Below are 15,345 nucleotides of genomic sequence, written 5' to 3'. Positions count from 1 at the left end.
CAAGAATCTAATAGTTAGAGTCATAAGCTATATCGATATGCTGTTAATTTAAAGGTACTGATAAAAGTATCTGTTGGAGATGCAATACCAGTGCCTTTGTGTCATATCGCCTCCATGACACAAGGATATTCAAAAATCTTCTCTCTTTCTAGTCCGTCTTTTTCAAATGTCCTCGACATAGGGTCCACTTTAATATGCTCTTACGTTTTATTTTAGTTTAAAAGCCAATTTTCAGCTTCTGCAGGATTGTTAAATACTCTAAAGTCATTTCCTTTATTGGATTCAGCAATCAGTTCTTTAAACTTACCCTTAATTTTTTGCTCGCTTGTTAGAACAACTACCACTTTTACATGATAGTTTATAAATTTTTGCAGCACCTGTCCTGCCAAGCCTGTTCTAAGTTTGAAGAAATCATCAGTAAGTACTTCTGAGTGGAGCATTAATAGATAAATATTATTTTCAACACATGCAGCAGTAAGATTTAAAGCATCCTGTTCTGAACGAAGTAGTGTCTCACTAGAATTACATTCAATATACTTTTTGTTATTCCTTTCGATTACTTTATAATTCATTCTATTTGTCTCCTTAATATTACTACAAATTTCTTTTTGTACTTTTTGAATCCATTTCAATTCATTTTCATAAGATGAGATTATATTATCATAAATCAAATCCCATAGATGTACTTCTCGAGAGGTTCTATCGGGTAAAAAAGTTTGTCTGCGCTTCTTTTCTTGATGCAATAATAATTGCATTCTGACTTCATTTTCATATTTTGATAATAATGTGTTTAACTCATCTGTACTTAGTTGATTTGCCCAAGCTAATTGAATAAGAAACATCTTTTTAAATTCAGGAGGTTCAGGAGAAGAAAGTAACCATTTTTTCAATTCAGCCAATCCCTCTCTGGTGATCGTATAAATTTTTTTTGATGGAGAGCTTTCCTGATGATGAACCTCGTTTGTAACGAAACCTTCATTGAGAAGTCTCACCAATGATTTATATATTTGATTATTGTTACCTGACCAGTACATAAAAGGTGATTCCTGAATTATTTTTTTTAAGTCATATCCAGTTAAAGACTTATAACTAAGAATTCCTAAAATCGCATAATTAATGGACATAGTTTTTCCTCCAACTCATTATCATATGTTATATATAACATATGATAATGAGTGTTGTCAATATATCTGTATTATTTAATTATGAAAATGCTAAGAAGATAAAAAACAGATATATTATTCATAAAACAACTGTCAAACTTTTTTAGTTTGTAAATATTTATTTGTTAGATTTTAGATTGCTTTAGTTATTGTCTTATACTAAAAAGAAATTGAGTCACAACAATTTACTGTTTCGTCATAACTTAAGAATACTGTGGTTAAATTACCTTAAAGCTTTTCTAATATATATTGCTAATGTACCAAAAATAATTGTTAAAAATATTAGAAGAAACCATAATCCCAAACCATTAGAGTTTCCTAAAACAACCTTTATGATTGTCCATTCTATATAGGTAAAGCATATCATAATTTCTGTTTTTATGATAATCATCAATTGCCTAGCACATCTGTACTGATATTTTGCATTTTCTCTAGTTATGGGCTTTGGATAATTATATATATTAGGAAACCTACTTAAGAGAGTTAAAAAAAAGTACATTATAAAAACTATAATAGGAAGCACAAATATAGAACTCTTGCTACCATATCTATCAGGGGCACCTGCAGCATTAAAATGTGTGGGTATAGTATTGGAAAGTAGCGTATAGTATTTTAATAACAACCCAATATTTATAAATATTGCCATAATGCTAACAGATTCCATTATTATTTCATAAATTGAATAAGCTATTTTAAATTTCGGCCTTTTTTCCATTTTATATCCATCCATCCTTATATAGGGCATATTTTATTTTACATATTATAAAATTAATATATTTCTGCAAGTTAGCAATTATATCTTACTGTTCCGTCATAGCAATTTACTTCTACGAACTAAAGTATTTATATATTTCAAGATATATTATAAATTTTTTTATAAAATCTATTGACTTCTTATAGATGGTCTCTGTTGTCAAATTAATCGCAATGACTTTTTTGAAAGAGATAAAGCATTGTAAGGGTGACTAACTAAAAACGTTTTTATTCTCTTGATTAATATTATACCATGTTTTAGTTATTCAACAATCTAATAAGATAGAAAATGCGTCTATGAGTTGGTGGTGCTTCTTCTCTGACGGAGAGTGACTTTTGGTTTTTATGACTGTTTGGCAGAAATCACATAATTATTCCGTTTTTCTGTGTTAATATTTAATATGGCAACTTGAGGAAAGTAGAGTATATGAAGGAAATTATATAAATTGAAAAAAATCAAGGAAGTAAAAAATATATTTGTCTTGCAGCTATTGTATTATGTCTGCCGTGCTAAATTTTGAAAATTTTGGAATAGAGGGGTATTCTAATCAATATCATGCATAAAGAAAAGTTTTGTTATTTATTGCAAAATGCATGTAACCCAGTAAGCTGGTATACATGGGAAGAAGAAACATTTGAAAAGGCTAAAAATGAGGATAAACCTATATTTCTCTTGATTGGGTATTTCTAGGTATAAATATTTTTATTAAATAATTTCTAATGAAAATAAACAAGTATATTGACAAATTAAGTTGATAGAGCTATTATAGTTATAACAACTTATTTTAAGTAGGTGATAGCTTGGAAACACAATATAATTATACCAAATTAGTTGGGTATTTAATAATTAAAGGTGATGTGTGCATTAAGAGAAAAATTCTTAGCTTGTTTTTAGAAAAAGGCTACCATATTACCTTCGAGCAATGGACAGTACTAAATGTATTATATATGGAACCTGGTTCAATTCAAAGCGAAATTGCTGTAAAAACATACAAAGATAAAACCAATGTAACTAGAATATTAGATGTACTTTCCAAAAATGGATATGTAGTAAGGGAAAAACATGAAAATGATAGGAGAAGTTCATGTATTTATCTTACGGATGCAGGAAGGAAAATGTTTGAAGACCTTATACCTTATATTAAGTCAATTAATGAGCAATTTAGGAAAGATATATCTGATGAAGATTTAGGAATTTTTCTAAATGTATTAGAGAAGATATGTAAAAATGCCGAATAGGCATTTAAATTACATACTATAGTTGTTATAACTATAGTATGTATAACTACAAGAGGTTTAGTATATTTCAAGGAGGTATTTTATGGTAAAATTAACCTTAAAGGAAAAGTTCGCATTCCACTTCATTTTTAGCGAGAAGAAAACTTATTACAGGTGGTATGGAAGATTCTTATCTTTTGGAGTAGAGTATGAAAGAATAAAGAGAGTAGTAAATAGAATTTCTAGCTGGTTACAATGGTGCAATGAATGGACTAAAGAAGGGAATCATTTATATAATATGGCAGAAGAGGCTTTACAAAATGGATATGCAACAAAAGCAAGAAAATTGTTTCATGAGGCAGTAGGCTGTTATCATATAGGTCAGCATATATTTTTCATTGATAGTACCCAAAAAGAAAGTACACAAGAGAAAGCTAGAAAAAGCTATAAAAAAGCAATCAGTTTATATGATGAAAAGGAAAAACCAATACGAATAGATATACCCTTCAATGGTACTAAAATCCCAGGATACTTAAGACTTTCTGATACTACCAATAAACCACTTATAATTTTTGTAAATGGTATGGATAATATTAAGGAAGCAGAAGGGCATTTCCAAGGGACATTATTTAGACAACAGGGGTTTAATCACTTTACTTTTGATGGACCCGGTCAAGGAGAGATGTGGCAGAGGATGAAATTTGATGCAAAGGAATATCATAAAGCAGTGTCGGCTATTATTGATTGGTTTGAAGGACAAAAAATGTATGAGATTGACTTAACTAAAATTGCACTAGTGGGCTTTAGTCTTGGAGGGTATTTAGCACCAATATGTGCAGCATATGATTCAAGAGTAAAAGCGGTAGTTGGAAATAGTGGACTTGTTTATATAGGTGGATTAAAGGGGTTAAAAGCTCTAAACCCAATTTGGCAGAGAGGAGTTACTTATATGACTGGGTGTGAGAACTTAGAAGAGGTAAGAGATAAGTTCGACTGGGATATTGAAGAACAACCTAATTTAAAGGTACCTTTACTTTTCTACCATGCCGGGAAAGATGAGGTGATGCCATCACCAAAAGTTCATGCAGAAAAAATGATGAGATGGGCAAAAGGTGAAAAAACTCTTAAGTATTATGAGAACGGTGAACATTGTACTCAGAATTATTTAGATGAAGTATTTTCTGAGATTATAGATTGGTTTAAGATAAAACTTGAAGGATAACATGGGATAAATAAGCTTTAAATATATAGTATTATATTCACTTAGGGTATTTATGAAGTATGATGGAGAAATTGAAAAAGAGCATATATTGGAATGTTTAACAGCGGTAGAGGGTATACAAAAATTAGATGCGCCAACATTAGAAATTATAATTGATAATATTTTAGAATATGAAAATTTAGAATGTGCATATAACACCACTTTAAGGATAGAATATACTTGAATGTATTTTTAATTAGAGGAGGTGGTTTCATGAATTTAACAAGTGCACCCAATAGATTAATAAATGAAAAGTCTCCATATTTACTTCAGCATGCTAACAATCCTGTAGATTGGTATCCATGGGGACAGGAAGCTTTTGACAAGGCTAAAAGAGAAGATAAGCCTATATTTTTATCTATTGGGTATAGTTGAATTTGTATCTTATACGCACATGTCATTGGTGCCATGTTATGGCGAAAGAAAGTTTTCAAGACAGTAAAGTTGCTGAAATATTAAATAAATATTTTGTATCCGTGAAAGTGGATAGAGAGGAAAGACCTGATGTTGACAGTATTTATATGAAAGTTTGCCAATCTATTACCGGAAGCGGAGGATGGCCACTTACAATTATTATGACTCCTGAACAAAAACCTTTTTTTGCAGGAACGTATTTTCCTAAGGATAATATGGGAGAAGCTTTAGGACTAATATCTATCCTAGAATATATACAAAAGGCATGGAAGGATAACAAAGATCAGCTTCTTAAAGAAGGAGATAGTGTGCTGGACATAATATATACTTTAAATAAAAACTTATCAGGAGAATTATCACAGGATATTCTAAGAAAAGCTTTCTTGGAATTTAAACAGAATTTTGATACTTTATATGGAGGCTTTGGAGGCTATCCTAAATTTCCTTCAGCTCATAATTTACTTTTTCTTCTAAGATATTTTTATAAAACTAAAGATACTTTTGCACTGGAAATGGTAGAAAAAACTTTGGAGTCTATGTATAGAGGAGGTATATATGATCATATAGGATATGGGTTCAGCAGATATTCTGTAGATAGAAAATGGCTTATACCTCATTTTGAGAAAATGTTATATGATAATGCACTTATTGCTATGGCTTATTTAGAAACTTTTCAGGTTACGGGAAATAAAAAATATGCCAAAGTAGCAGAGGAGATACTTGAATATGTTTTAAGGGATATGACTTCTAAAGAAGGTGGATTTTATTCTGCAGAAGATGCTGATTCAGAAGGAGAAGAAGGAAAATTTTACATGTGGTCTCAGGAAGAAGTAAAGGATGTACTGGGACAGGAACAAGGAAATAAATTTTGTTATTATTTCAATATAACATCACAGGGTAATTTTAAGGGGAAAAACATACTTAATTTGATAGGGAATTCTATATTAGAGGAAGATGTACAATTTATAAAAAATTGCAGAGAAAAATTATTTAAGTATAGAGAAAAAAGAGTGCATCCACATAAAGATGACAAGATCTTAACTTCCTGGAATGGTTTGATGATTGCAGCTATGGCATTGGCAGGAAGAGTGTTAAATAATAGCAAATATACTTTGGCGGCAAAAAAGTCTGTAGATTTTATTTATAAGAATTTAATTAGAAAAGATGGCCGATTATTGGCAAGATATCGTGAAGGAGATTCATCTTTTTTGGCTTATGCAGATGACTATGCATTCCTGATATGGGGATTAATAGAGTTATATGAAACAACCTATAATCCAGAATATTTGAAAAATGCACTAGAACTTAATCAGAATTTTTTAGAAATTTTCTGGGATAGTGAAAATGGAGGTTTTTTTCTTTATGGAAAAGATAGTGAGAAGCTAATAATAAGACCTAAAGAAATATATGATGGACCTATTCCCTGTGGAAATTCTGTAGCTGCATTAAATTTGCTTCGGTTATCTTATTTAACCACAAGTTATGAATTTGAAGATAAAGTAAAACAGTTGTTTAAAAATTTTGCAGATGAAATAGAATCATCACCAATATCATGTTCCTTCTTATTAGTGGCATTATTATTCTCTAAATATCCCGTTAGACAAATTATCATATCTGTAGGAGAAAATATCAATGAAGCAAAAAAAGTGTTGGATATAATAAATAAAAAATATAATCCCTTTACCATTTCAGTTTTGTATTCTCATTTAAATAAAGAATTGAAAAATATATGTCCATCTATAGAGGAATATATAGCTATTAGGGGTAAAGTTACTGTATATGTCTGTGAAAATTTTACTTGTAAAGAACCTATAACAAATATGAAGTTATTGAAGAAGATACTATCAAGTGATTCTTAGGTTCAGGATATTCTACTGTAGAGGTTTATTTTTATAGCAATATAAGTTTAATTTTAGTAAATAATAAATATGAAAATGATAAAAAAATGAAAGATTACAGTAAAATATTCTTAGGGAGAAAAAAGGAAAGGCCACCAGCAATTACCTTGCTGATAGGCCTTTTATTCATACTGGAGACTTTTTATAATTAATGTTGAGAAGACAAATATAGAAAGGAGCTTTAGTATGAATATTTGAGTAATGAAATAGAAAAAGTTGAAAATAATAGGATTACAAGGTACTTAAAAGGAGAACTTAAGGGCAAAAAAGAAGTCAGTGTACTCTTTGAAGAAAAAGATGGAGTCTACTTGAAAATACAAAATAAAAAGCGTAGACATGAACTTAAAGTGGGTAAAATATATGAAGAAGGATGGGTAAAAGAAAGTGACAAATACAGGACTATTTGAACTATATATTTTTCGGGATATGAAGAAGGCAATAACTTTGATAATTTGATAAATAGTCGTATTTCAGAACTATACAATGAGAATAAAATCCAGTATAGTATTCTAAATGGCGATGGAGCCAGCTGGATTAGTCATGAAACAAAAAATGATACCCAGAAAATATATCAGTTGGATTTATTTCATATATTTCAGAAGGCAAATCGTAAGATTAAAAATAAAGAATCTAGAAAGATAACGGAACAGCCTGGTCTATAGAGGGGGCAAACCATATGAGTAAAATTCTTTGCCTTAAACATTCTGATGAATTAAAGGTAAAATTAAAGACTATATTAAGAAACAGCAGAATTATAGACTTTATAGATGTTAAAGAAAATATACAAAGCAGCATAATATATGGACAAGGCAAAGTTACAAGAACTAAACAAATATTAAAGAGTATATCAGGTTTTTGATTTTATGTTAATGATATTACAATAAATTTTTAAAATACATTATAAAATACAATGGAGTATTTCTGTCCGAGATGAAAAAGGAAAAATACTGATATTAAAGAAGAATTTGCACTATATAAATTTTTACTGTGACTGAAAGGAATAAGACTGATTACTTTAAATATAATTTATGGTATGCTATAATTTAAACAATTTTTATTAATAAATGTAGTGGTTTGATTAAATTAATCAATATTTATTGAAATTTAGAATAATATATAATCTATATATTAGAACTAAATGGGGGTGCATGAAAATGACTTTAACAGATTTTTTGTTAAGAGTGATCATAGCTCTTGTTTTAGGCGGAATTATTGGAATTGAGAGACAATATAGGCATAGAATGGCTGGAATTCATACAAATGCATTGGTATGTGTAGGCTCTTGTCTATTTGTATTTTCTTCTTTTTTAATAGATACTGGAGATAAAACACGTATTGCAGCTCAAGTAGTTACTGGTGTAGGCTTTTTAGGCGGCGGTGTGATAATGAGGGATGGATTTAATATAAAAGGATTAAACACTGCAGCCACCTTATGGTGTACAGCAGCAATTGGAGTATTAACAAGCGTGGGCAATTTTACCTATGCATTTATAGGTGCAATGGTTGTAGCAATTTTCAATAGTCTATCTGCGCCTATTTCCAAGAGAATATATAAAGTAAAATCACAAGGGAATGAGGAAGAGTATTTATATACTGTAAGTATAAAGTGTGATGAAAATGAAGAATTTCGTATAAGAACTTTTTTAATGCATATGTTAGAAGAGGAAAAAATAGTTCTTAGAAATTTAGAAAGTGAGAGTACGGAAACTCTAGGAGTTGTATTCGTTACATCTAAAATCATGAGTATTGGAAAAAATGATGAAAGTATAGAAAAGATAGTAAGTAAAATAAGTTTAAGTTCAGGAGTTTTGGCAATTGGATGGGAAGTAAGTCAATAATATTTGTTAAATTTGAAGGGGGATCTATCTATGGAATTATTAGTAAAAAGGATTCATGAAGAAGCTATTTTGCCATTTTATGCACATGAGGGAGATGCGGGACTTGATTTGTTTTCTGTGGAAAAAGTTTTAATAAAATCTATGGAAAGAAGATTAATATCTACAGGTATAAAAATACAGCTACCTCCAAATACAGAAGGACAGGTGAGACCTAGAAGTGGACTTGCATTAGCACATGGCATTACTTTATTAAATTCACCCGGAACTATAGACGAAGGATATAGAGGCGAAATAAAAGTTCTTATGATAAATTTAGGACAGGAAGATTTTTTGATAGAAAAAGGCATGAAAATTGCCCAGATGGTTATAAAACCTGTAGAACAAGTATTAATAAAAGAAGTAGTAGAATTAAAGAATACGGAAAGAGGAGAAGGGGGCTTTGGTTCTACAGGAAATATGTAACAAACTATCTTGTAATTAAGAATTAAGAGCTAAAAATATTATTCTTCACTCTTAATTCTTAATTTAAATCTTTACAACATTAAAATTCAAATAGTTGGCCTCTATGAGTTATGATTAAAGATTTAGAAGGAAGATTTTTGGTAAGATCTGCAAAATCCTTTGTTATTCCATATTTATTCCAAAAATGCATTGGTATAAAAAATTTAGGTTTGATCTGGTTTATAAAATATTCTCCTCCTAAATAATAATATTCTTCCAGTCTTGGATCCACGGGGAAAAATGCAAAATCTACAGTTTCATGTTTTAATTTATGTATTTCCTTTTCAAAATTTTCTTTTGCAGCAGCCTGTTCTCCTTTTGATTCATCCTTCCAGTACCATAAATTCAAGTCTCCGGCGTGAAATATATTAACTCCATCCACTGTAATAAAAAAGGATACTCCTATATCTGTAGAACCATATGTTTTTATGTATATATCATTTAAATTTAGATTTTCATAAGGAAATAGTTTATAATAATTTTTTTTAAAATTCTCAATTTCTATATCATTGCTAAGTATATATTTTATAGAAAGGTTTAATTCCTGCCATTTTAATATTTTTGGATTAAAATGATCAGGATGGCTATGGGAACAGAAAACTATTATATTTTTTTTATTCTTTATAATATCTTCTGAAATAAATCCTTTTTCTAAGGTTTGGTTCAAAGGATTAAAAGAATCCTTATAATAGTCGAATATTAAAAAATGGTTTGAAGTTTCTACTGCAAAGCTACTATGATATAAATAATGGATTTTAATATTATAATTTTTCATAAATTTTCACCTTTCCTGTGATTTAAATTGTTATTATTATATCACAATAATATTAAGAGAGTATTATGATATAATTGTAGTAAATAAAGTATATGATGGAGTGATAATTATGAGATTTGTGTTTGACCATAATAACATAAATGTATTAAATTTAGAGAAAAGTATAAAATTTTATGAAGATGCCCTTAATTTTAAAGAGATAAAAAGAAAAGAGGCAGATGATGGTAGTTTCATACTGGTATTTATGGGAGATGGAACAGGAAAATACAAAATAGAACTTACATGGCTCAGAGATAGGGTAGAACCTTATAACCTTGGGGATAATGAAATTCATATGGCTGTAAGAACAGATGATTTTAAATCTGCATATAAACATCATAACAAAATGGGATGTGTATGTTATGAAAATAAACAAATGGGACTTTATTTTATAGCCGATCCAGATGGATATTGGACGGAGATCTTAAGTATGTAGGAATAAATAATACCTATCTTCTATTAAAATATTTACTGAATAAAGTGATTTAAAAGGGATATAATTATAAAAAAATTAATTTGGAGGTTAAGGTATTGAATAATGTTAATCTTATAGGTAGGCTTACTAAAGATGCACAAATAGTTGAAATGAAGTCTGGCAATAGAAGTGTTATAAATTTTATTTTAGCAGTGAATAAGGATTTTATAAATGACAGGGGAGAAAAAGAGGCAGATTTTATTCCTATTTCTTACTGGAGCAATCATGGAGAAAAGTTATGTCTATATTTGAAAAAAGGTAAGCTTATAGGAGTGAATGGTAGAATATGTATCAAAAGTTCTGTTAAGGAAGAAATAAAAAAGTATTTTACCACTGTAGAAGCATATAAAATCGAATTTTTAGAATATAATAAAGAAGTTTTGGCATAATTCTTAAAGGACAGTATTTAAAATGAAACAATTAAGGCGGAACTTGGGAAGTTTGGCCTTAATTATTCTTATGTTTTAACCAAATTCCACCTAAATCTATGGAATATAGTTATAAATACTACTTTTATCCTTTATTGACAGAAGTATAACTACATTGATAAAATGTACTTATATTATGTAATTAGCGATTTCAATTTTAAAATTGAGCATAGGCCCCATTAAATTGTTAAAATTAAGTTGGGAAGGGCGAGGGTTGATCTTATGGAGAAAAAAAAGATACTTATAAGTAAAGATTGCATAGATAAAATAATTTTGGGATTAAAAAGTATAAAGGTAAGTACGACAAATAAAGTAATAATAAAAGACATAGAAAAATTATTGGATTTATTAAAGGAAGAGTTAAAAGAAGACGATATTCCTTTAAAGGATAGAATACTTGAGAAAATGAAAGAAACAAAAGGAATAGATCCGGATATGAATGCCAACTTATATATATTGTACCGTAATTTAGATAGTGGACATCTTACTGAACAGCAGGCTCAAGAGTTATTTAACACATATGTAAAAATGGAATCTTATAATAAAAAAATTTATTAAATATAAAGTTTTTCTAAAAAATATATTAATGTTGTATGAGGAGGTGAATTTTGTGAGATTAAATTACAATATGCCAGCTTTAACTATAAATTTAATTCAAAGGCAGGCTTTAAATAGGCAGAGTGGAAATTTGCTCAGAATATCTAGTGGATATAAGGTAATTACTGCTAAAGACAATCCTGGTGCATTAGTAAAAAGTGAGAACATAAGAATGCAGATAGGAGGTCTTCAATCTGCTACTAGAAATGTTCAAGATGGTGTAAGTATGCTTCAAAGTGCAGAAGGTGGATTGCAGGAAATTACAAATATGATCCAGAGAGTAAGACAGCTTACTGTACAGGCTGGAGGAGTAGTTGATGAAAATGATAGAAAAATAATACAGAATGAAATAGATGAAACTTTGGATGGTATAAATTCTATGGCTAATAGTATAGAATTTAATGGACTAAAATTATTGGGGAAGAACAAAAATTTAAGTATGCCTGTAGGAGCAAATTCTGGAGAAAGTGTTAATATACCTCAGATAGATTTAACTAATGGCAGTGAAAGTGTTATTTCAGATCTATATAAAATTAAAACAGCCCAAGGGAAAGATATATTAAGTGGTGACAATAATACTGCATTAGAGGCTATAGATAGTTCTTTAAATACTATACTCTCTTTAAGGAGTCAGTATGGAGCACTTGAAAACAGATTTCAGACTACTTATGAGAATATGCAGGCTTTAACTAATAGTATGACTTCTGCTGACAGCAGTATACGAGATTGTGATATAGCAGAGGAAATGATGAATTATTCTAAAGAAAGCATAATTGTACAATCCTCTACTGCTATGATTGTGCAAGCAAATAAATTGCCACAGGATGTTTTGGAGGTATTGAGAAATATTAGATAATGTTGTTTGATGAAATATATGAAGGATACTTATTTTCAAAAAATAAGTATCCTTTTATATATTTACATAAAATAATTGAAGTACAATATGGACTTATTTTGTATTAAATAGTTATGTATGCATTTTATTCAAAATATTACACCATGTGCCATTGAATATTTTTTAATAATTTGTTAGATAATCTTTAATTGTCACAAATTATTTTTTTTTTTGTATATTTAAGGTAGAATATAGCATACAATTATGTTAAAATGAAGTATGTCAAGTATAAAGTTTTAATCAAAAATAAAATAAGATTAAAATTTTAATATTTATATGCAGTATAATGTCTAATATTTCCATAGAAAGGAGAAGCTTGTAGTGTATATAGGAAATGTGTCAAATGATGAATTGGTAAATGTCTTATTAAAAAAGGGACTAGATGCTACTTCGGAAAGAAGTAAAGCTATATCCGACAATCTAGCAAATATAAATACTGAAGGGTATAAGAGGAAATATGTCACTTTTGAGGAATCCTTGAAAAATAGTGTATATGATTTAGGACTTAAAACAGATGATGAAAAACATATTAAAATAGGAAATAGTTATGGACAAATAGAAACAAAGACAGACGACAGCAATAGTATGAGAGAAGATGGAAATAATGTGGATATGGATATTGAAATAGTAAATCAGGCAGCTAATGCTCTTATGTACAATGCACTTGTAAATCAAGTAAGTAGTAGATTATCTATGGAACGTTATGTAATAAGTGGAAAATAGGGAGGGAAAATTATGATTCAAGCTTTTGACACTTTAAGAATAAGTGCCAGTGGTCTTTCTGCAGAAAGGCTTAGAATGGATACTATAGCTTCTAATATGGCTAATGTAGAAACCACCAGAGGAGCTGATGGAAATCCTTATAGAAGAAAGATAGCGGTATTTCAAGAAAATTTGAATAGGGAATTAAATAAAAATGGAAAATATGAAAATGTATCACAAGGAGTAAAGGCCGTGGGTATAATTGAAGATAATTCTGAATTTAAAAGAGTATATGATCCGACTAATCCAGATGCAGATGCAGATGGCTATGTGTCTATGCCAAATGTAAATATATTGAATGAAATGGCAGATATGATGGTGGCAGTTAGATCTTATGAAGCCAATTTAAGTGCTATTTCCGCGGAGAAGAGTATGTTTTCAAAAGCTTTAGATATAGGAAAGTAGGGAGATATATAAATGAAAATAAATGAGTATGTACCTGATAGCAGTATATTTGATTTTGATAAAATAAATGAAAGTGATAATAATAAGGAAGATAAAAATTACATATCTGATTTTGCTTCTGTACTAAAAAATGAATTAGATGAAGTAAATAATAAACAAATACAGGCTGATAACAGTACAGAAGAATTCATACAAGGAGATAGAGTGGATATACATAATGTTATGTTGGATACTGAGGAAGCAAAGATGTCACTAGAACTTGCGGTGCAAATTAGAAATAAATTTGTGGAGGCATATCAGGAACTAAACAGAACACAGATTTAGAAGGAGTGCTAATTAATGGGTAAGCTGTCACAAATTTTTAAAAATTTAATAGATAAGTTCAAGAAATTAAGTAAAAATAAAAAGATAGCTTTTGGAGTGATAATAGCAGGAATTATAGCAGCTATTGTATTTGCAGGAATATCACTTGGAAAAACAAAATATGCGGTTTTATTTTCTAATATGGATTCAAAGGATTTATCTTCTGTTTATAAACAGCTTCAGGAAGATAAAGTAGATGTTAAAGTAGAGGGAAACTCTATTTTAGTACCTGAAGATGAGGTGGATGAAACTAGGATGAAGGTACTTTCAGAAGTTGAAATTACTAATGGCAGTGAAGGATTTGAACTATTAGATCAGAGCAAATTGGGTAGTACGGATACAGAAATTAAAATAAATTATCAAAGGGCTCTTCAGGGAGAATTGGAAAGAACAATAAAATCACTTCCAGAAGTAGAAAATGCAAGAGTACATCTTGTACTACCTGATGATACTGAATTTGTGAAGGATACAAGTCCAGGAAGCGCATCTGTAACTTTGAAATTAAAAGAAGGAGAAGAATTAAGCAAAGAACAAGTAAAGGCATTGGTTTCTTTAGTGTCTGGTGCTGTTAAAAATGTACCTAAAGAAAATGTACAGGTTATAGATGATAATATGACTTTACTGTCTAAAGATTTATTTGAGGATGAAGCTAATAGTGAAGATAGTACTATTCCGGCTGAAAAACAACAGCAGCTTAAGGAGCAATATGAGAAGAATTTGGAGAAGAACTTATTGAGTATGCTGGAAGCTGTATATGGAAAAGATAAAGTTGAAGTTAAAGTAAATGCAGATTTAGATTTTGATGCCGTACAACAGAATTCTACAACTTATGATAATAACAGTGTTGTAGTAAGTGAGCATGTAATAGATCAAACAAGTCAGGGAGATACAGGTAACCAAACTGGAAGTCCTGTAGATAACAACATGAGTAATACAATTACAAATAATACTACAGGAGGAAATTCAACCTATAATGAGACTACAAGAAATTATAATGTACCTAAGGTAGAACAGAAAACTGTAAAGGCACCGGGAAGTGTAAGAAGACTTACAGCATCAGTAGCTTTAGATGGAGATGTGGATGATGCCACTAGAACAGCTATAAGAAATTTAGCGGTTTCAGCCATAGGATATGATGGCAACAGAGGAGATACCATAAGTGTAGAAGGATTACCTTTTGATACCACTGCTAAAGACAATGCCCAAAAGGATATGGAAGATATGGAACAGGCAGAAAGGACAGCAAGGAGAAATAGACTAATTGCTATCATAGGAGGTATTGCAGCAGCAATAATTGCTACCATAATTGAAGTTATATTATGGAGAAGAAAACATGGAGAAGATGAATTATTTGAAGATGAACAACTGGAAGGCATAGATGTAGTTATAGGTGATGAAGATACTAAGGCCAGTGAAAAGCTTAAATTTAAGCCTTTAGAACTTGAACAGGATACAGAAGATATTTATATTGAAAGAGAAATAAAGAAATATGCAAAGGATAAACCTGATCAAGTTGCAGATATAATAAAATCATGGTTAGCTGAAGATGAGAGGTGATAA

At 29.8% G+C, this 15,345-nt stretch carries 20 protein-coding genes and 1 pseudogene; 18 read left to right on the top strand and 3 right to left on the bottom strand.

What is annotated here, in order from left to right; genetic code table 11:
* Nucleotides 1–212: 212 nt before the first annotated feature.
* Nucleotides 213–1,124 (bottom strand): DUF4180 domain-containing protein, encoded by a 912-nt coding sequence (locus AB3K27_RS13385; protein WP_368487922.1) that lies wholly within the window; start codon nucleotides 1,122–1,124, stop codon nucleotides 213–215.
* Between the two features lie 262 nt (nucleotides 1,125–1,386).
* Nucleotides 1,387–1,878 (bottom strand): DUF1648 domain-containing protein, encoded by a 492-nt coding sequence (locus tag AB3K27_RS13380; RefSeq protein ID WP_368487921.1) that lies wholly within the window; start codon nucleotides 1,876–1,878, stop codon nucleotides 1,387–1,389.
* A gap of 594 nt (nucleotides 1,879–2,472) precedes the next feature.
* On the opposite strand from AB3K27_RS13380, the gene AB3K27_RS13375 reads away from it, so the two are divergent.
* From AB3K27_RS13375 to dut, 10 genes and pseudogenes are all read left to right on the top strand, one after another.
* Nucleotides 2,473–2,607, top strand: a complete 135-nt coding sequence (locus AB3K27_RS13375; RefSeq protein ID WP_368487920.1) for a DUF255 domain-containing protein — start codon at nucleotides 2,473–2,475, stop codon at nucleotides 2,605–2,607.
* Between the two features lie 110 nt (nucleotides 2,608–2,717).
* Nucleotides 2,718–3,155: a MarR family winged helix-turn-helix transcriptional regulator gene (locus tag AB3K27_RS13370; protein WP_368487919.1), complete on the top strand. Its 438-nt coding sequence runs from the start codon at nucleotides 2,718–2,720 to the stop codon at nucleotides 3,153–3,155.
* Between the two features lie 82 nt (nucleotides 3,156–3,237).
* Nucleotides 3,238–4,356, top strand: a complete 1,119-nt coding sequence (locus tag AB3K27_RS13365; RefSeq protein WP_368487918.1) for an alpha/beta hydrolase family protein — start codon at nucleotides 3,238–3,240, stop codon at nucleotides 4,354–4,356.
* A 52-nt stretch (nucleotides 4,357–4,408) separates the two neighbouring features.
* Entirely contained in the window at nucleotides 4,409–4,579 is a 171-nt protein-coding gene (locus AB3K27_RS13360; RefSeq protein ID WP_368487917.1) for a hypothetical protein, read from the top strand.
* A 29-nt stretch (nucleotides 4,580–4,608) separates the two neighbouring features.
* Nucleotides 4,609–6,668: pseudogene (locus AB3K27_RS13355) on the top strand (thioredoxin domain-containing protein).
* 233 nt (nucleotides 6,669–6,901) lie between these two features.
* Nucleotides 6,902–7,114, top strand: a complete 213-nt coding sequence (locus AB3K27_RS13350) for a hypothetical protein (RefSeq protein ID WP_368487916.1) — start codon at nucleotides 6,902–6,904, stop codon at nucleotides 7,112–7,114.
* A 45-nt stretch (nucleotides 7,115–7,159) separates the two neighbouring features.
* Nucleotides 7,160–7,369, top strand: a complete 210-nt coding sequence (locus AB3K27_RS13345) for a UPF0236 family transposase-like protein (protein WP_368487915.1) — start codon at nucleotides 7,160–7,162, stop codon at nucleotides 7,367–7,369.
* A gap of 14 nt (nucleotides 7,370–7,383) precedes the next feature.
* A complete protein-coding gene (locus tag AB3K27_RS13340) occupies nucleotides 7,384–7,566 on the top strand; it encodes a hypothetical protein (protein WP_368487914.1) in 183 nt (60 codons plus the stop codon).
* Nucleotides 7,567–7,861: 295 nt separating this feature from the next.
* Nucleotides 7,862–8,545 carry an MgtC/SapB family protein gene (locus AB3K27_RS13335; RefSeq protein ID WP_368487913.1) on the top strand — a complete coding sequence of 228 codons (684 nt, stop codon included), beginning with the start codon at nucleotides 7,862–7,864 and terminating at the stop codon, nucleotides 8,543–8,545.
* A gap of 30 nt (nucleotides 8,546–8,575) precedes the next feature.
* On the top strand, nucleotides 8,576–9,007 hold the full coding sequence (gene dut, locus AB3K27_RS13330; RefSeq protein WP_368487912.1) for a dUTP diphosphatase: 432 nt from the start codon (nucleotides 8,576–8,578) through the stop codon (nucleotides 9,005–9,007).
* A 79-nt stretch (nucleotides 9,008–9,086) separates the two neighbouring features.
* Here the strand turns inward: dut and AB3K27_RS13325 are convergent, their stop codons facing one another.
* Complete coding sequence (locus tag AB3K27_RS13325; RefSeq protein ID WP_368487911.1) at nucleotides 9,087–9,821, bottom strand: MBL fold metallo-hydrolase; 735 nt, start codon at nucleotides 9,819–9,821, stop codon at nucleotides 9,087–9,089.
* 109 nt (nucleotides 9,822–9,930) lie between these two features.
* On the opposite strand from AB3K27_RS13325, the gene AB3K27_RS13320 reads away from it, so the two are divergent.
* From AB3K27_RS13320 to fliF, 8 genes are all read left to right on the top strand, one after another.
* Nucleotides 9,931–10,296 carry a VOC family protein gene (locus tag AB3K27_RS13320; RefSeq protein WP_368487910.1) on the top strand — a complete coding sequence of 122 codons (366 nt, stop codon included), beginning with the start codon at nucleotides 9,931–9,933 and terminating at the stop codon, nucleotides 10,294–10,296.
* 95 nt (nucleotides 10,297–10,391) lie between these two features.
* Nucleotides 10,392–10,724 (top strand): single-stranded DNA-binding protein, encoded by a 333-nt coding sequence (locus tag AB3K27_RS13315; RefSeq protein WP_368487909.1) that lies wholly within the window; start codon nucleotides 10,392–10,394, stop codon nucleotides 10,722–10,724.
* Between the two features lie 261 nt (nucleotides 10,725–10,985).
* The gene (locus tag AB3K27_RS13310; protein ID WP_368487908.1) at nucleotides 10,986–11,321 is read left to right on the top strand and encodes a hypothetical protein; all 336 of its coding nucleotides are present in this window, start codon (nucleotides 10,986–10,988) and stop codon (nucleotides 11,319–11,321) included.
* Nucleotides 11,322–11,373: 52 nt separating this feature from the next.
* Nucleotides 11,374–12,216 carry a flagellin gene (locus AB3K27_RS13305; protein ID WP_368487907.1) on the top strand — a complete coding sequence of 281 codons (843 nt, stop codon included), beginning with the start codon at nucleotides 11,374–11,376 and terminating at the stop codon, nucleotides 12,214–12,216.
* A 360-nt stretch (nucleotides 12,217–12,576) separates the two neighbouring features.
* On the top strand, nucleotides 12,577–12,978 hold the full coding sequence (flgB, locus tag AB3K27_RS13300) for a flagellar basal body rod protein FlgB (RefSeq protein WP_368487906.1): 402 nt from the start codon (nucleotides 12,577–12,579) through the stop codon (nucleotides 12,976–12,978).
* A gap of 12 nt (nucleotides 12,979–12,990) precedes the next feature.
* Nucleotides 12,991–13,422, top strand: a complete 432-nt coding sequence (gene flgC / locus AB3K27_RS13295; protein WP_368487905.1) for a flagellar basal body rod protein FlgC — start codon at nucleotides 12,991–12,993, stop codon at nucleotides 13,420–13,422.
* Between the two features lie 12 nt (nucleotides 13,423–13,434).
* On the top strand, nucleotides 13,435–13,746 hold the full coding sequence (gene fliE, locus AB3K27_RS13290) for a flagellar hook-basal body complex protein FliE (RefSeq protein WP_368487904.1): 312 nt from the start codon (nucleotides 13,435–13,437) through the stop codon (nucleotides 13,744–13,746).
* 15 nt (nucleotides 13,747–13,761) lie between these two features.
* Nucleotides 13,762–15,342, top strand: a complete 1,581-nt coding sequence (fliF, locus tag AB3K27_RS13285) for a flagellar basal-body MS-ring/collar protein FliF (RefSeq protein ID WP_368487903.1) — start codon at nucleotides 13,762–13,764, stop codon at nucleotides 15,340–15,342.
* The last annotated feature ends 3 nt before the right edge of the window (nucleotides 15,343–15,345 follow it).

It is taken from the genome of Clostridium sp. BJN0013 (assembly GCF_040939125.1).
Classification (GTDB): domain Bacteria; phylum Bacillota; class Clostridia; order Clostridiales; family Clostridiaceae; genus Clostridium_B.
The sequence above is the reverse complement of the archived record's forward strand: the minus strand, read 5'-3'. Positions and strand labels throughout refer to the sequence as shown.

Coding starts and splice junctions, on each gene's coding strand:
- AB3K27_RS13385 (WP_368487922.1), bottom strand. CDS start 1,124: ATGTCCATTAATTATGCGATTTTAGGAATTCTTAGTTATAAGTCTTTA.
- AB3K27_RS13380 (WP_368487921.1), bottom strand. CDS start 1,878: ATGGAAAAAAGGCCGAAATTTAAAATAGCTTATTCAATTTATGAAATA.
- AB3K27_RS13375 (WP_368487920.1), top strand. CDS start 2,473: ATGCATAAAGAAAAGTTTTGTTATTTATTGCAAAATGCATGTAACCCA.
- AB3K27_RS13365 (WP_368487918.1), top strand. CDS start 3,238: ATGGTAAAATTAACCTTAAAGGAAAAGTTCGCATTCCACTTCATTTTT.
- AB3K27_RS13360 (WP_368487917.1), top strand. CDS start 4,409: ATGAAGTATGATGGAGAAATTGAAAAAGAGCATATATTGGAATGTTTA.
- AB3K27_RS13340 (WP_368487914.1), top strand. CDS start 7,384: ATGAGTAAAATTCTTTGCCTTAAACATTCTGATGAATTAAAGGTAAAA.
- AB3K27_RS13335 (WP_368487913.1), top strand. CDS start 7,862: ATGACTTTAACAGATTTTTTGTTAAGAGTGATCATAGCTCTTGTTTTA.
- dut (WP_368487912.1), top strand. CDS start 8,576: ATGGAATTATTAGTAAAAAGGATTCATGAAGAAGCTATTTTGCCATTT.
- AB3K27_RS13325 (WP_368487911.1), bottom strand. CDS start 9,821: ATGAAAAATTATAATATTAAAATCCATTATTTATATCATAGTAGCTTT.
- AB3K27_RS13320 (WP_368487910.1), top strand. CDS start 9,931: ATGAGATTTGTGTTTGACCATAATAACATAAATGTATTAAATTTAGAG.
- AB3K27_RS13310 (WP_368487908.1), top strand. CDS start 10,986: ATGGAGAAAAAAAAGATACTTATAAGTAAAGATTGCATAGATAAAATA.
- flgC (WP_368487905.1), top strand. CDS start 12,991: ATGATTCAAGCTTTTGACACTTTAAGAATAAGTGCCAGTGGTCTTTCT.
- fliE (WP_368487904.1), top strand. CDS start 13,435: ATGAAAATAAATGAGTATGTACCTGATAGCAGTATATTTGATTTTGAT.
- fliF (WP_368487903.1), top strand. CDS start 13,762: ATGGGTAAGCTGTCACAAATTTTTAAAAATTTAATAGATAAGTTCAAG.